Origin of the sequence: Prosthecobacter sp. (genome assembly GCF_034366625.1) — a bacterium.
In the GTDB taxonomy this organism is placed as follows: Bacteria; Verrucomicrobiota; Verrucomicrobiia; order Verrucomicrobiales; family Verrucomicrobiaceae; genus Prosthecobacter.
In genome coordinates, this window is record NZ_JAXMIH010000006.1 from 1055191 (window position 1) to 1070114 (window position 14924).

Sequence of the window (14924 nt, forward strand, 5' to 3'; positions counted from 1 at the left end):
CTCAGACCGGACAAATCACGGCCTCCCCTCGAAAAGGGGGCGCGAAACTAGCGGGAGTCGTCCATTTGTCAATCAGGTCATCAAATCGGGCAAAGTTCCCGGTTTATACCGTTACATCCCGCTCATGAAATCCATCCTCCTCGCCACCCTTTCCCTGCCTGCCTTTGCCCTGGCCGCCGAAACACCCGCAGCCCTCCCTCTTTGGCCCCACGGTGCCCCCGGCTCCGAATCCCGCGCCGCTGAGCCGGAAAAAGCCGAAGGCAGCAACGTCGTCAACATTCACAACCCCAGCATCACCCCTTTCGTCCCCGCTGCGGACAAATCCACTGGCACCGCCGTCATCATCTGCCCCGGCGGCGGCCACTCGAAGCTCTGCCTCGGCCATGAAGGCTACGCCCTCGCCGAATGGTTCCGCGACCGTGGCATCGCCGCCTTCGTGCTGAAATACCGCCTCGCTCGCGAAAAAGGCAGCACCTACACCATTCAAGACCATGCCATGGCCGATGCCCGCCGTGCCATTCGCACGGTCCGCAGCCGCGCCGCCGAATGGCACATCCAGCCCGACCGCCTTGGCATCCTCGGCTTCTCCGCCGGGGGCGAACTCGCCGCCTTCGCCGCCATGAAGAACGATCCTGGCAAAAAAGACGCCACCGACCCCATTGAGCAACAAAGCAACCGCCCCGACTTCCAAGCCCTCATCTACCCCGGCACCTCCGGCCTCTTCAACGCCGAAAAAGGCATGCCCCCGCTCTTCATCGCCGCCGGTTACAGCGACCGCCCCGACATCGCCGAAGGCATGGCCACGCTTTATCTCAAATACAAAGCCGCCGGCGTGAAAGCCGAGCTCCACATCTACGCCAACGCCGGCCACGGTTTCGGCTACCGCCCCGACGCCAAACCCAGCGCCGCCGCGAAGTGGCCCGAGCGCTTCACCGAGTGGCTCACGGACAGCGGTCTGCTCAAATGAACGAGCAGCTATTGTGATCCACGTCGCAGCCGCAGATGCACCGCCTCATGCACGGCGTCTGCCAGCGCGTCGAGTTGTTTGCGGCTGGCCAGCTTGTGATTGTTTTCGTCTTGAACGTAGATGGAGTCGATGGCGACGCCCTTCTCCGTGCTGATGCGCGCGTGGGTGACGTTGAAGCCCAGTCGGCCGATGGCCATGAAGATGTCATAGAGCAGGCCGAGACGGTCCACGAGCTGGAGTTCCAGTACGGTTTGATCCGGTGAGAGATGGTTGTTCACGTGGATGCGCTGCGGGATTTCATCGCCGATCTCATCAAGCATCGTGATGGATTTGCCGAGCTTCTGCGCAATGGCCTCGCTGAAATCAAAGTGCGCCCCGCTGAAGGCCTGGCGCACCGACTCTTCGACACGGTTGCGTGCGCTTTTCGTGCTGACGGCGGCGAAGTTCGTGTTGCACACGCGGAAGATGTCCAGCACGAGGTTGTCGCCGCGCTGGTACAGGTCGGCATTGAGAATGTTGATGTTTTCCGCAGCCAAGGCGCCGGAAACGCGTGCCAGCAGCAGGTGGCGGTCCCAGCAGACGACGGTAAGCTCGCTGTAACCTTGATCCGGGTGATCTTCCCAAGTCATGACCGGTAGCAGTCCGGCGTCGGCCTCCTCGCGGATCAACTGCTCGAAGAACTGGCGGAACTGGCGCAGATGCGCGGCGATGAGCTCCGCCTCGCGGAAATTGAAGTATGAAGGCGGCATGTGGCGGAAGTGCGCCTCCACCTCCGCCTCGAATCCGGACCCGAGACGGCGCGCGACCTCGCTTCGCAGCTCCGCCAGCGGCACCTGCACGTTGCGCATGAAATCCGCCGGGGCGTTCATGAAGCGCAAGGTGTTATGGTAGAGCTGGCGGATGGAGGCCTCCTTGTAGCCGGACCAGCTCTTGTCGCTCGTGCCCTTCGAGTCGGCGTAGGTCATGAGCAGCAGCGTGTCGAGATTCTCCTTGGTGCGCACGATGCTGGCGAACTCCTCGATGACCTGCGGGTCATCGAGGCTCTTCGTCGTGGCGGTGCGGTACATCAGCAGATGATTATCGACGAGAAAGAGCAGCAGCCTGCGGCGTTCGCCTTTGACCTGCAGGCGACGTGACACGGCGGCGGCCATCGTCGTGCTTTCATCGCTGTGCGTCTTCTTGTTTGCCGCCCGTCCGGCATCATGCAGCAGCAGTGCGAGATACAGCACGTACGGCTGCTGCAAGTCGTGAAAAAGCTGTTGATAAAGCTCCACGCCCTTCATCGCCGGATCGCTCAGCTCGTCGAGCTTGTCGATGGTGCGCAGAGTGTGCTCGTCCGCGGTGTAGAGATGGAAAAACTCGTGCTGCACGAGATTGGTGAGCGCGCCAAACTCCGGCATGTAGCGTCCGAGAAAACCCACACGGTGCATTTGCCGCAGCGTGCGTGCCGCATCCCCCTTGTTGGTGAGAATCGCCTCAAAGGTCTCGCGGTTCGCCTTGCTGTAACGAAAGCTGGAGTCCACGAGGCGGAAGTTGTCCTGGATGAGCTGGAACAAATCGGGGCTGAGGCGCAGGTGACGCTTCTGCGTTTGCAGAAACAGCCGCATCAGCCGTTCGGGGTCGTCTTTGAAGACATTCTTCTCCTCCGCATACACGCGCTCGTGCTTGCGGATGAAGCCGTCGAAGCGCTCCTGTTGCTTTTCCGAGCGCTTGCGTGCCAGGAAGCCGATGAGGCGTTTTTTCTGGCCCTCGTTCTCCAGTGCCTGAAGGTGGAAGCGGTCCATCACCTCGTTGCTGCGCTGCAAAATGTCGCGGGTGGCCGTGTAGTAGTCATGCATTAGCGCCTCGATGCGGCGCAGGATGCGCTTGTGGCGGTAGTCGAGGTTCGTGGCCACCGGTCCTTGCAACCGCAGGGTGAGCAGGTCTTCCGCGCGCTTCTCCGTGTAATGCATCTCACTGCGCACGCGCAGGATGAAGTCGTAGGCCTGCTCCACCTCCTTCCACCCCGCTTTTGAGATCAGCCCCAGGCCGACGAGATCCTTCGGGTTCAACGTGCGGAACTTCGCATACGTCATCCAGATCAGGTTCTGGTAATCACGCAGGCCGCCGCAGCCGTTTTTTACATTGGGCTCCTGCACAAACGGCGTGTTCCCCTGCTTCGCATGACGCGTGTTCAGGTCAAGCTGGCGCAATTTGAGAAACTGCTTCTCACGACCATCCATGCATTCCTTGTCAAAGCGCGTGCGGAACTCCTTGAACGCCTGTTCCTGGCCGGTGACGAAACGCGCCTCCATCAGCGCGGTCTTCGTCTCCATGTTATCATTCGCCAGGGTGAGGCATTCGCCCACGCTGCGTGATCCATGGCCGACCTTGAGCTTCAGATCGTAAAAATAGAGCAGGTAGTCCCGGATCAGTTGCGCGACCTCATTGGAAACCCGGCCGCTGTTGCCGGGAAACATGAAGGTCAGGTCCACGTCGCTGCCCGGGCTCATCACGCGGCGGCCGTAACCGCCGTGGGCGACCACGCTTACATTCAACTTGGCTCGCACCGTCGGTGCCAGTGTCGCCACGCTTTCGTCCCACAGCGCCCGCACGAGGTAATCGATCACATCCGAGCGCATCCGGCAGATTTCCACACCACTGAAGCTACCGGTGCGGTGCCGTTGCTTGATGCGCTGCTCCTTGATCTTTAGAAACCGTTTCGCCTGGCGCAGCGTTTCGGCACGGCCGCGCGGCAGCGTGTCCTCCTCGGGAAAAAACTTCCGCGCGCTGTTGTTCAGGTGCCGCAGGTACTCGCGTTCGGTCATCGCAGCGTGCCTCAGAAAGTGATCAGCGCATGCACCGGGCCGTGTTGCGCCAGTTTCTCGCGGCCGTTCAAGAACGACAGCTCGATGAAAAACGTGCTGCCCAGCACCTTGCCGCCCGCTTCGTTGATCAGATGCAGCGCCGCGCCTGCGGTACCACCCGTGGCCAGCAGATCGTCCGCCAGGAGCACCGTTTCGCCTGGAGCGATGGCATCCAGATGCATTTCCACCGCGTTAGTGCCGTACTCGAGCGCGTAGTCGATGCCACGCGTCTGCCACGGCAGCTTGCCCTTCTTGCGCACCGGGATGAAGCCCGCGCCGAGGCGCTCGGCGATCAGCGCCCCGAAGATGAAGCCGCGGGCGTCGATGCCGACAACCTTGTCCACCTGCGTGATGCCGGTGGATTCGATCATGCCGTCGATCGCCTGCGCCAGCAGCGCCGGATCGGCCAGCACAGGCGTGATGTCTTTGAACAGAACCCCCGGTTGCGGGAAATCGGCCACGTCGCGGATCGTAGTGCGGATGCGGTCAAGGGTGTCGGGAGCCATGACCCCCGATCATGGAGGAGATGCCGGGATGCGCAAGCGATGGCAACATTGCAGCGAGAATTGCCTTCACCCTTGCAGAAACCGTTCAAGGCCGCGAGTATCCGCCCCCCGTTTTCATGACGTTCACACAACTGCTCCTAACCGCCGCCACGCTCACTTTTGTGAGCGCGGTCGTGCAGGCCTTGCTGGCGCTGAAATCCGGCGCCTGGAAGCAGGGGCGGGCGCAGTTGATGCTCATGGCGCTCGGGTTTGCGCTGCAAACCGGCTTCATCTACTTCCGTGGCCAGGAAGTGGGCCAGTGCCCGATGAAAAGCCTGTCGGACATCCTCGTCTTCATCGCCTGGAGCATCGTTCTTCTCTATTTCCTCGTCGGTTCGGCGTTCCGGCTGTCGTTGCTCGGCGTTTTCACAGCGCCGCTGGTCAGCATCATGCAAATCATGGCCTTGGTGGGTGGTTTCGCCCCCTACAAGCCGAAGGGGCAGATCAACGCGCTCGTCGAGCTGCACGCCGCCGTGGCTTTGATCGCGTATGCGGCCTTCGCTTTGGCCTGCATCACCGGGGTGATGTATTTGGTTCAAGAGCGCATGCTCAAGCGTCATCAGATCGGCGGACTGTTTTATCAACTGCCGCCGATCCAGGGCCTGGCGAGCGCGATTCAGCGGCTGGTGCGGCTCGGCTTGCTGCTGCTGAGCATCGCGCTGGGCATTTCCTTTGCGCTGCACACGTCGGTGTCGAATCCGAAGCTCGTCTTTTCGTGGGTCGTCTGGGCCTTGTATGCGGTCATCAGCATCCTCATGTGGAAGCACTTCACCTCGCCGCGCAAAACCGCGTGGCTGGCCGTCATCGGCTTCATCCTGCCCTTCATTTCCCTGTGGATCGTGACGCATGCTTGAGCCGACCGACAACCGCAGCGGCCTCGTTTGTGTGGGCCTGAACTACAAAACCACGCCCGTCGAGGTGCGTGAGCGTCTCGCCTTTCCCGAGGCGCAGGTGCCGCAGGCCGTGCAGCAGGTGCGCGGCCTGCCCGGTTTTGAGGAAAGCGTCGTGCTCAGCACTTGCAACCGCGTCGAGCTCTACGCCGCGCATTCGCTGCCCGGCGGTGACCACGGGCATGCCGCGCTACGGGATTACCTCGTCGCGCATTTCGAGCTCCAGCCCGAGCACGCCGAGGCTCTCGTGCTCTACAATCTCGACTCCGCCGAGGCTGCGCGGCATCTCTTCCGCGTCGTCAGTGGGCTCGATTCCATGGTGCTCGGCGAGACCGAAATCTTCGGTCAGGTCAAAGCGGCCTACAAAACCGCGCTCGACACCGGCGCGACCGGCAAAACGCTCAACAAGCTCTTCCAGCAGGCCTTCACCGTCGGTAAAAAGGTGCGCAACGAGACCACCATCCAGCGCGGCTCGACCAGCGTCGGCAGCGTCGCGGTCGATCTCGCTGAAAAAGTCCACGACCTGAAGCAATGCCGCGTCATGCTCGTCGGCGCGGGTGAGATGAGCCGCACCTGCGCGCAGAGCCTGCTCTCACGCGGTGCCAAGAGCATCATCGTCTCCAACCGCAGCTACGACAAGGCTGTGGAGCTCGCCACCGAGATGAAGGGCGTCGCGATGAAGTTCGACGAGTGGGAACACGCGCTGCATGAGGTCGATGTCATCATCTCCAGCACCAGCGCTCCGCATTTCGTCATCAAACCGGAGCAGATCGAGCAGGTGATGCGCAAGCGCCGCTGGGATCCGCTGCTGCTCATCGACATCGCCGTGCCGCGCGACGTCGATCCCGCCGTGAACGAGATCGAAGGCGTCTATCTCTACGACATCGATGCCTTGCAGGCCATCGCCGACGAAGGCCGCCGCGAACGCGAGCGCCAGCTCATCGCCTGCGAGCGTATCATTGAGGAGCAGCTCGAAAAATTCGGTTTCCTCAAGCCTCCCGGCCAACCTCAGCACGGATTCATCGTTTCATGAGCATCGAAAAAATCACTCTAGGCACCCGCGGCAGCGAACTGGCTCTCACGCAGACGAACATGGTCACGGCGGAGCTGCAAACCGCGTTTCCGCACCTGCGCATCGAGCGCCAGATCATTCAAACCAGCGGTGACAAGCGCCAGGACCTGCGCTTCTCCGAATTCAGTGATGTGGCGCAGGTGGACAAGGGCATCTTCATCAAGGAGCTCGAAATCGCCCTCGAAAGCAGCCAGATCGACGCCGCCGTGCACAGCCTGAAAGACGTGCCGAGCGATCTCGCCGCCGGATTTACCATCGCTGCCGTCCTGCCGCGTGCCGCCATTGAGGACGTGCTCGTCAGCGCGCAGCCCTACACACTAGAAACGCTGCCGCAGGGTGCCCGCGTCGGCACCAGCAGCGTGCGTCGTGCTGCGCAGCTCAAGTTTCTGCGTCCTGATGTGCAGATTGTCGAGATTCGCGGCAACGTGCCCACGCGCGTGAAAAAAGTGCTCGGCGATCAGCCGCTGGATGCCGTTCTGCTCGCTGCCGCCGGTTTGCTGCGCCTCGGTCTGCTGAACGCGAACCTCAGCCGCATTCACATCGACACACACACGCTTTACGGCCTCGTGCTTGATCCCGTGACGTTTCTTCCCGCCGCCGGGCAGGGTGCCATCGCGATTGAATGCCGCGCAGGCGATGAAGCGACGATTCACGCGATTCGCTCCCTCAATCACGCCGAAACCGAGTCACGTGTCACCGCCGAGCGTGAATTCTTGAAAATCCTTGGGGCTGGCTGCCAGACACCCGTGGGCGCGCACACTTGGATCAAAGACGGCCAGCTTCACATGGCCGTGCGTGTCTTCAATGAAGCCGATCTCTCCGCCCAGCCCGTCGAACGCGAGGCGCATCGCCCGGTTCATGAGGCACAGCAGCTTGCGGCGGATCTGGCAGCGATGCTGTGACAATCCTCCGCGCAACTTAGGGAATGAAGTCGCGTTACAGAGGGGTATGAAACCAACCCCAATCCGCATCATGATCCTCGTGGCAGCCCTGCTGCCCGCCGTTGTCTTTGCCGCCAAAGACAGCAAGCGTCCCCAGAAATCCGCCGCTCGCCCTGACGGCGCCACGGCCGAAGTCCTCAAGAGCTTCGACAAGAATGAGAACCGCCAAATCGATGCCGATGAACTGCCTACCCTCCAGAAGGCTTTCAGCACATTGAAGAACCTCGACAAGAACAGCAATGGTGAGATCGACCAGACCGAGGCCGACAGCCTGAAGGCACCCGCCGCTGATGCCCGCAAGGGTCGTGCGTTCGCCGGATTGCGCGATGCGGACAAGAACGGCAACCACAAGATCGACGCCGATGAAATCGAGGCGCTGCAAAAGCTGCTGGCAGGTAACCCCGTCATGTCGCGCCTCGACCAGAACGGCAACGGCAAGCTGGAACCCGCCGAAGTTGAACGCCTGAATCAGCGCATCGGCCAACGCGGTGGCAAACGCCCGGGAGCATCCCCCGCGCCTGCCCCTTCCGTCCGCAAAGCCCCGGTAAAGCCTGCCGAGACGCCGTCTGCGGAAACGCCCAAACCGGAAGAAAAGAAGGACAAGCCTGCGACTCCTGCCCCAGAGCCCAAACCGCCGGGCAACTTCGGCAATTAACGAAACAGCACGCGCGGGTCAGCGCTTTGGCTGAATCCGTTCTTCTTCCTCCACGATCTCCTGCTTCGCCAGCGTGTGGGCGAAGGGGCTGGTGGAGGCGAGGTTGTATTGTCGGATGGCGGTGGCCCAGAAGGGGGCGAGCTCGTGGTCGGCGGCGCTCCAGATGCGATAGTGTAGGTTGGTCACCGTGTCGGTGTCATGCATGAGAGCCTTGAGCTCCTGTGCGTTGATCGTTTGCGGCCCCTGGGTGATGAGGCGGTGGCCGATCTCGTCGAGGTAGCTGCGGGAGACGTCGATGGTACGGCGACGGCGCAGGAGGCTGACGTGGAGGCCGTTCACATACGGATCGAGGCAGACCTGCATGAGGCCGTAGTGACGTTCCAGCTCGGGCGGAAGCTGGAGGCGGTCTTTAATTTCCTCCAGGTTCTGCTGCATGTTCTTGAGCACGGTGGGCGGCTCGTATTCCTCGGGCGTGAGGAAGATGCCAAGCCGCCTGCCACTGCGCCCGCCGGAAACCAGTACCGCGACGAGGATGGAGGCGACGAGCGAGAAGAGAATCGGGCTGATCCAGATGAGGAACGCAAACGATCCTAGTTTGAAGCCGATGCCTGCACCCACAGCAGCCCAGGCGAGGCCCAGCAATGTGACGCTGGCAAAGGTGAAGATGATCTCACTCCAGTTGATGCCGCCGTCGATCTTACGGCGCTGCGTGACCCAGCTCACGCTTTTGCCGATGAGGGTGTAGATGACGAAACGCGCGTGGAAGACCATCAGCACGGGAGCCATGAGCGTGAAGACGATGGTGTCGAGCAGGCTGCTGACAAACGTGAGCAGGCGAAGCTTGAGCGGTTTGAACATGCGGCCGGTGATGACCTCATCGAGCAGAATGACCGTCTTCGGCAGGAAGATGAGCATGGCGGTGAGGCCGAGGAGGATCTTCTCCGCGAGCAGCGATTGCGGCTGCGTGTGCTGCGTGGGTGTGGCGGCGAGGTAGGTGGCCAGCACGAGGAAGAGGAACCACAGCAGCGAGCTGACGTAACTGAGAATGCCGTGCAGGAAATTGACGCGGCTCATGGGATGCCAGCCTTTGGCAAACAGCAGCCAGAAGTGCTGGATGTTGCCCTGGCACCAGCGGCGGTCGCGTTTGAGCATGTCCACCAGCGTGGGCGGGCCTTCCTCATAGCTGCCGCGTGTCGTTGGCAACAAACGCACCGCGTAACCGGCTTTGCGCATGAGCGCGGCCTCCACGAAATCGTGGCTGAGAATGTGGCCGCCGAAGGGTGCGTTTGCGGGCAGCGGCGGCAGCGCACAGTGCTCGATGAAGGGTGCGAGACGCAGGATGGCGTTGTGGCCCCAGAAGTTGGCCTCGCCGCACTGCCAGTAATCGAGTCCGGCCATGAACGGCGGCCCGTAGAGTGCTTGCGCGAATTGCATCACGCGGCCGAGCAGTGTGTCGGCGGCGATCTGCTTCGGAAACGTCTGCACGATGCCGATGCCGGGATTTTTTTCCATGATGCGCACCATGCTGGTGAGCAGTGCGCCGGACATGAGGCTGTCCGCGTCGAGGACGACCATGTAGCGGTAGCGCTTGCCCCAGCGGCGGCAGAAGTCGCTGACGTTGCCGCTCTTGCGGTTGATCTGCTTGCGGCGCTTGCGGTAGAAGATGCGCCCGAAGGCCTTGAGCTGGCGGCAGAGTTCGAGCCAGGCGGTTTCCTCCTCGATCCACTGGCTGGTTTTGTCGGAATCGCTGAGAATGAAGAAGTCGAAGTTCTTCGACTGGCCGGTGGCTTCGAGGGAGAGGTAAATCGAGCGCAGGCCTTCAAACACGCGTGTCACGTCCTCATTGAAGACCGGCATGACGATGGCGGTGCTGGCGGTGATGGGCTGCTCGTAGTCGTCGGCGTTAAGCGTGTGCCAGAGGCTGAGGGAGTCCGGCGTCGGGCGATTCATCAGCCAGACGCCGAACATGGCGGTCCAGAAGCCGACATTGAGCTGATAGTAGAGCGGGATGAACACCAGCAGGAGGCCCCACTCCGCCATGCGCATGCCGTTTTCCGACAGGAAGATGAAGGACAACCACGCACCGACGATGGTGCCGAGACCGACGAGCGAGAAGAACGTGGCGCGGCGCATGCGCGAGATGCGCTTCGGCGGCATGCCGGCGGTCATCGCGATGTGCGCGGTCTGGCTGCCGATGGGTGCGCTCATCCGAAGAGGGAATAAAGATAACCCAGCACGCCGCCGATGATGATGAGCAGCACGGAATAGCGCAGGATGGGATGACGGCCCAGGCGATCAAAGGTATCGTCAGCCACGTCGGTGAACATGCCGAGGTCGATGTCACGCGGGGTCATCTTGCTCACCTGCATGCCCGGGCCGGAGGTGCGCAGAGCGGAGCGCATCGCTTCGGCCATGTCATCGGGCATGTTTTCTTCATCGAGGAAAAACTGCGGCCAGCGGGAGGGTCCGCCAGCGAGATGGAAACCCAGCCGGCCGGTGGCTTCGAGCTGGGCCTCGTTCAGATTGAGGTCGCTGTAAATGAAGCCCAGCCACTCGCGCAGCATGAGCCGCGCCTGCTCGATGGAATGGGCTGTGGGAGTGCGGGAGGGGTCTTTCGCGTGTGCCTTGGCCGCGTTGCGCAGCGTTTCGAGAATGAGCTGCGTGCGGCGGATGCGGTTGTGAAGCTGGTAGGAACGAAAGTAATCAGCGAGGCGCGCATACGCCTCGTTCCACTCTTCCTCAGTGCCCGTTGCGGGTGCAAACTGGATGTTGACTGCTTCCATGATGGTTCAAATCAGAACCGCCGTGAGAATGCGCACTTTTGATGCCGGGGAAAGAGGATGATTGCGTGATTCTGCATTTTGATCTTGTCAGGCAGCGTGGATTCCCGCCATGTTTTGCCCCATGAGCTTGCGTTGCCTGCTTCTTTTCATGCTGAGTCTGGGAATTGGCCCCTTGGCGCGGGCTGAACCGCGCAACTGGACGAATGCGCAGGGCAAACAGATCCAGGCCGAGTTTGGCGGCATCAAGGACGGCAACGTGATGCTGATCCTTACCAGTGGACAAACCGCCACCGTGCCGCTCACCAGTCTGTCGGCGGAGGATCAGACCTGGGTGCGCCTGAACGCCTCCAAAGCCATCCTGAGTGTTGTGGATCCCGCTGACGCCAGTCGTGTGCCATGGGACAAGCGCCGCATGCCCACCGAGGTGAAGGAACCGATGCTCTACATGAACATCAAGGTGGTGAAGGAGGAGCCGGGCGAGTGCATTTACGAGTCCGGGCACTTCCAGTTCAAGACCAGCGCCAAGCTGGGCGCGATTCTGATGAAGGATGTCTGCCGCGCTTTTGAGAGCACCTATGAGCTCGTACGGCTGATGCCTTGGGGCATCGTGCCGAAGCCGGAGGAGGGCCGGAAGAAGTTTCAGGCCGAGCTGTTCGCCTTGCGCGACCAATACCTCGCCACGGGTGCGCCCACATGGTCGTCAGGCGTGTATGTGCGGAAGGACAAGGTCTTTCGCATGCCGTTCAACGAGCTCGGCATCTCCGACACCGTCGGGGCCAACGGTGCCTACTACCGCAAAGGGGAGATCAACAACGACACCATCACGCACGAGATCACGCATCAGATGATGCACGAGTACCTGCCCTACATGCCCGTGTGGCTGATCGAAGGTCTGGCCGAATACACGTCCAATCTGGCCTACAAAGGCGGTGTGTTCTCCGTCAGCGGAGATGGCATCGCCTTCGCCGCCAAACAACCCGGCTCCCGCAATCGCGGCCTGTTCGGTGCGGTGCGCTACCAGCCGCAGTGGCTCGGCGTGAAGGAAATGTGGGGATACACCACGGACATTTCCACGCGCAACGAGATCAAGAGCCACCTGCTGTCTGAGAAGGAGGAAAAACCGGCGGGCGGACCCGGACTGGTGCGCTTTAACTTCACCGCTCCGCCGCCCACGATGGAAATGCTTTCAAGCCGCTACCGTTCCTCGCATGTGCTGGCCTATTTCTTCGTGCATGAAAACGGCGGCAAGCGCTTGATGCAGTACTTCGATGCCCTGCATGAGGAAAAGAAGAAATGGCCGGCCTTCTGGGAGCAGGCGGATGCCCACAACGCCGAGATCGACAAGCTGAAGCCCGCCTACGACGCCTATCGCAAGGCGATGGCCGAGTTCATGCAGCAGCCCGGTGTCAAAGACCTCGGCAACGGCCGCTTTTCCTATCCGAAGAGTCTCACGCCGCCCGCTCCGCCGCCCGAGGCACCCAAAGCGCCGGAGCCGCCGGACAACACCAATCCCGACGCCATCTGCGTGAAGCACCTGCGCATCCTGCTGGGCGAACGCACGCTCGATGCGCTCGAGCAGGAAGTGCGGGCGATGTTTCAGAAGAACGGGTTCAGCCTGTGAGGCGGACTACGCGATCAATTCATTGATCAGCCGGCCACCGTTCACGATGTCCACCGGGCGGACGTTTTCGACGACGATGCGCTTGCTGGCGTTGATGCCGAGCAGGCGGTACATCGTGCGGGCGAGGTCTTCGGGGCCGACGGGATTTTCGTCAGGTTCGCCGCCGAGGGCGTCGGACTTGCCGTAAACAAAACCTTTCTTCACGCCGCCACCGGCCACCGCCACGGAGAAGACGCGCGGGTAGTGGTCGCGGCCGTTGGTGCTGTTGATCTTCGGCGTGCGACCGAATTCGGAGCTGACAAGCACCAGTGTGCTGTCGAGCATGCCGCGTTCGTCGAGATCCTTGATGAGACGGGCGAAGGCGGTGTCGAACTGCGGCGCCTGGCTCTCAAATGAGCCTTTGATGTTCGAGTGATGGTCCCAACTGCCGTAGTTCACCGAAACCATGCGCACACCGGCTTCAACGAGACGACGTGCGAGGAGGAAGCGCTGGCCAGCGGCGTTGCGGCCGTATTCATCGCGCAGTTTGACCGGTTCAGCGGCGAGATTGAAGGCTTCGCGGGCTTTGTCGGAACTGATGAGGTTGTAGGCCGCCGCGTAGAATTTATCCATGGCGCTGAGGCCGTCGGATTTCTCCGTGCTGCGGAAATGCTCATCCACCGCGCCGAGCAGGCTGCGGCGGCGCTCGAAGCGCTTTGCGTCGATGTCTTTCGGCGAGGCAAGATCACGCACGGTGAAATTGCCATCCGCAGGATCGCTGCCGAGGGCGAAGGGACCGAAGGCGCTGCTCATGTAGCCGCTCCCTTGATCCGGTGCGAAGACACTCGGGATGGCAACGTAGGGCGGCAGGTTGTTCCGCGGACCCTGCTCGTGCGAAATGATGGAGCCGAAGCTGGGGAACTTGATCGCCGGGCTGGGGCGGTAGCCGGTGAACATGTTGTGCGTACCGCGTTCGTGCGCCGCCTCACCGTGCGTCACCGAGCGGATGATGCTGATCTTGTCGAGGATCTTGGCGATGTTCGCGAACTTCTCACCGACGTACTCGCCCGTCACGCCCTTGATCGGACTGAACGGCCCACGGTAATCGGGCGAGGCAAAGGGCTTCGGATCCCACGACTCATGCTGCGCCATCCCGCCCGGCAGGTAGATGTGGATGATCGAGGTGGCGACCGGCTTGTAACTCTCCACCGCAGGCATGGCCAGGTCGGCAGCCTGGAGCTTCAACAACTGCGGCAGCGTGATGCCAAGACCCGCCATGGCGCCCACCTGAAGGAAATCACGACGGCCTTGGGCGGTCGTGAAGAGGTTGCTGTGATTGCCGGAGCACAAGGGATGCATTTTCATGGTCGTGTCAGTGGGTTCAGACACGAACTTACGGCAGGCAAACCAGGGTGTTACGCCCGCGCCCAACTGTGACAAACTAGGAGCAATGATGCGCAAAGGATGAGCGCTTGGCCTGCGTTTGCAGCGCCTATTTCTCCCAGCCGCGAATCTTCACATGCACCTGCCCACGCGGCCCAGCTTCATTTGCCGGGCGTCAACGTTGCCTTGGTTTCGTCAGCAGGAATCAGACTCAACAAAGAGGACAACTGCTCATGCACATCTTTCCAAGACTGGTTGAGATCAAGGCTGGCGGCGCGGACGCGATGGCCGAGTAGTCGATAGCGAAGGTCGATCTGGAAACCCATAGCCGGGTATATCAGCAGCCCTTCCACTTGCTCCCAGCCTGGAGTGACAGCCTGATTCTTCAGATAGCTGACAAGCTGGTAGAGGTTTTCGGATTTCAGCTTTGGCGTGCCATGCTGGCTGGTCATGGTCTCTGAGTAGTATTTGCAGTCCGCGATGAGCTTTCGATCCGGCCATTCCATGGTGACATCCGTGAACATGCCTGGCAGGTGATCGAGCGAGGCGGCATCCGCTTCGACCTGCCAGTTCACGCTTTTGGCGCTGACTCTGGCATCTGGAAAGTGTCGTGTGGCAAAGTTGCGTACGAACTGCTCAAAGAGCCTGTGCATGACAACCTCGTCTTGCAGGATGTCCTGGATGCGATGCTCTCCTGTCGTCTTTTCAGCAGGGAGGATCAGCCGGTGGACCAATTCGCACAAGTTGAGAAGGAATCGGTAGATGCGATTGTTTCGGTGAAGCTGCACACGCCGAAAAATCTGAGCGCTAAGGGGAATCTCACGCACTGTTTGAAGTGGAGCCAGAGCATGGCGGAGTTGGCTTCGGTTCTCATGCGTTAGCTCGTGGCAGACGATGAGGCGAGCAGCCGTGCTCCGAAGGATTTGGTTGTGTAGGACATCCGGGCTGAGTTCATCGAAAGTGCAGATCATGCGTCCTGCCAGATGTGTCTGGCGGCGCTGGCTCTCCATTATGTGCAGCCTTCCTCGCAGCCGTGAAGTTTCCTCGATGTGTGGAGTGTAGTCACGATCCACTCCCTGATGGGCGAGTTGCCGCAGCCCTCCAGCCAACATCACTGCAAAAAGATTCTCCAAATCCGGGCATTGTTCAGCCGCTATCTCCCGTGTTTCGCCAGGACGGTAATGATCCCAAGCGTAGGTGAGTAGGTAATAGAGATTCAGGATGGGGATGCCAGAAGCCATG

The 14924-nt window shown here is 61.1% G+C and carries 12 protein-coding genes; 6 read left to right on the forward strand and 6 right to left on the reverse strand.

Annotated features, from left to right (window positions below):
* Window positions 1–124: 124 nt before the first annotated feature.
* Complete coding sequence (locus U1A53_RS07135) at window positions 125–967, forward strand: alpha/beta hydrolase (RefSeq protein WP_322279911.1); 843 nt, start codon at window positions 125–127, stop codon at window positions 965–967.
* A gap of 8 nt (window positions 968–975) precedes the next feature.
* Here the strand turns inward: U1A53_RS07135 and glnD are convergent, their stop codons facing one another.
* The gene (gene glnD, locus U1A53_RS07140; RefSeq protein ID WP_322279912.1) at window positions 976–3774 is read right to left on the reverse strand and encodes a [protein-PII] uridylyltransferase; all 2799 of its coding nucleotides are present in this window, start codon (window positions 3772–3774) and stop codon (window positions 976–978) included.
* An 11-nt stretch (window positions 3775–3785) separates the two neighbouring features.
* A complete protein-coding gene (locus U1A53_RS07145) occupies window positions 3786–4319 on the reverse strand; it encodes an adenine phosphoribosyltransferase (protein ID WP_322279913.1) in 534 nt (177 codons plus the stop codon).
* Window positions 4320–4435: 116 nt separating this feature from the next.
* Between U1A53_RS07145 and ccsA the strand changes: the two genes are divergently transcribed.
* Genes ccsA through U1A53_RS07165 form a run of 4 tightly spaced genes read left to right on the forward strand, consistent with a single transcriptional unit; the run spans window position 4436 to window position 7916 of the window.
* Window positions 4436–5212, forward strand: coding sequence for a cytochrome c biogenesis protein CcsA (ccsA, locus tag U1A53_RS07150; protein WP_322279914.1), 777 nt, complete (start codon window positions 4436–4438; stop codon window positions 5210–5212).
* Entirely contained in the window at window positions 5205–6281 is a 1077-nt protein-coding gene (gene hemA / locus U1A53_RS07155; protein ID WP_322279915.1) for a glutamyl-tRNA reductase, read from the forward strand. The genes ccsA and hemA overlap by 8 nt, the downstream gene beginning before the upstream one ends.
* Complete coding sequence (gene hemC, locus U1A53_RS07160) at window positions 6278–7222, forward strand: hydroxymethylbilane synthase (protein ID WP_322279917.1); 945 nt, start codon at window positions 6278–6280, stop codon at window positions 7220–7222. The genes hemA and hemC overlap by 4 nt, the downstream gene beginning before the upstream one ends.
* A 46-nt stretch (window positions 7223–7268) precedes the next feature.
* On the forward strand, window positions 7269–7916 hold the full coding sequence (locus tag U1A53_RS07165) for a hypothetical protein (RefSeq protein ID WP_322279918.1): 648 nt from the start codon (window positions 7269–7271) through the stop codon (window positions 7914–7916).
* Between the two features lie 18 nt (window positions 7917–7934).
* Here U1A53_RS07165 and mdoH read toward each other — a convergent pair whose 3' ends face one another.
* Together mdoH and U1A53_RS07175 are read right to left on the reverse strand one after the other, a co-directional pair.
* The gene (gene mdoH, locus U1A53_RS07170) at window positions 7935–10124 is read right to left on the reverse strand and encodes a glucans biosynthesis glucosyltransferase MdoH (RefSeq protein WP_322279919.1); all 2190 of its coding nucleotides are present in this window, start codon (window positions 10122–10124) and stop codon (window positions 7935–7937) included.
* Window positions 10121–10699 (reverse strand): hypothetical protein, encoded by a 579-nt coding sequence (locus U1A53_RS07175; protein WP_322279920.1) that lies wholly within the window; start codon window positions 10697–10699, stop codon window positions 10121–10123. The genes mdoH and U1A53_RS07175 overlap by 4 nt, the downstream gene beginning before the upstream one ends.
* Before the next feature lie 121 nt (window positions 10700–10820).
* Between U1A53_RS07175 and U1A53_RS07180 the strand changes: the two genes are divergently transcribed.
* Window positions 10821–12320: a hypothetical protein gene (locus tag U1A53_RS07180; protein ID WP_322279921.1), complete on the forward strand. Its 1500-nt coding sequence runs from the start codon at window positions 10821–10823 to the stop codon at window positions 12318–12320.
* 6 nt (window positions 12321–12326) lie between these two features.
* Here the strand turns inward: U1A53_RS07180 and U1A53_RS07185 are convergent, their stop codons facing one another.
* The gene (locus tag U1A53_RS07185) at window positions 12327–13664 is read right to left on the reverse strand and encodes a DUF1501 domain-containing protein (RefSeq protein WP_322279922.1); all 1338 of its coding nucleotides are present in this window, start codon (window positions 13662–13664) and stop codon (window positions 12327–12329) included.
* A 179-nt stretch (window positions 13665–13843) separates the two neighbouring features.
* The gene (locus tag U1A53_RS07190; protein ID WP_322279924.1) at window positions 13844–14923 is read right to left on the reverse strand and encodes a hypothetical protein; all 1080 of its coding nucleotides are present in this window, start codon (window positions 14921–14923) and stop codon (window positions 13844–13846) included.
* Window position 14924: the final 1 nt, after the last annotated feature.